Raw genomic sequence first — 873 nt, 5'->3', positions numbered from 1 at the left:
GGTGCTCTACGTGCGCGAGGCGGACGGCACCGAGCGCGTGCTGGTGGACGTCACGGCGATGGACCCGACCGGGCTGACCACGCTCGACGGCTGGGCGCCGAGCATCGAGGGCACGCGGCTGTCCTACAAGGTCTCCTCCAGCGGTGACGAGGAGTCGCGGCTGACCATCATCGACGTGACCTCCGGCGAGGTGCTGGACGGGCCGATCGACCGGATGCGCTTCAGCGCGATGACCTGGTTGCCCGGCGGCTGCCGCCGGAGGCGGTCCCGGCGGGCGAGGAGGTCTTCCACCGGCGCGTGTGGCGGCACCGCGTCGGCGCGGACACCTCCACCGACGTGCTGCTGCACGGCGACGGCCTCGACATGACCCTCTACTACGGCACCCGCGTTTCCGAGGACGGCCGCTGGCTGGTCGTCGACGCCACACCGGGCACCGCGCCGAAGCAGACGGTGTGGCTGGCCGACCTGCACGGCGACGGCGAGCTGCGCAAGATCGTCGACGGTGACGCGGACGGCGGCGGCTACTGCTCGGCCTGGTTCGAGGACGACAACCGCCTCTACCTGATGACCACGCTGGACTCGCCCCGCTGGCGGCTGTGCGTCGCCGATCCGGAGCACCCCGAGCGGGAGAACTGGACCGAGCTGATCGCCGAGGAGCCCGACTCGGTGCTGGAGGGCGTGCACCGGGTGGCCGCGACCGCCGACCGGCCCGCGCGGCTGCTGGTGATGCGGACCAGGCACGCCGTGTCCGAGCTGCACCTGCACGACGACGTGACCGGCGAGCACATCAGCCAGGTCCAGCTGCCTGGCATGGGCACGGTGCACGCTCTGTCCACTGTGGACGCTCTGACCGACGTGCACGCCGACGACGTG

The 873-nt window shown here is 71.9% G+C and carries 2 pseudogenes; both read left to right on the top strand.

Annotated features, from left to right (window positions below):
- Positions 1 to 367 (top strand): annotated as a pseudogene (locus CCN37_RS42105) (hypothetical protein); the annotation flags it as partial.
- A pseudogene (locus tag CCN37_RS30750) lies at positions 298 to 873 on the top strand (S9 family peptidase); the annotation flags it as partial. The pseudogenes CCN37_RS42105 and CCN37_RS30750, both read left to right, overlap by 70 nt.

The sequence above is a fragment of the Allokutzneria sp. NRRL B-24872 genome, from assembly GCF_002155965.1.
In the GTDB taxonomy this organism is placed as follows: Bacteria; Actinomycetota; Actinomycetes; order Mycobacteriales; family Pseudonocardiaceae; genus Allokutzneria.
This window is presented reverse-complemented; position numbering and strand designations above follow the sequence as displayed.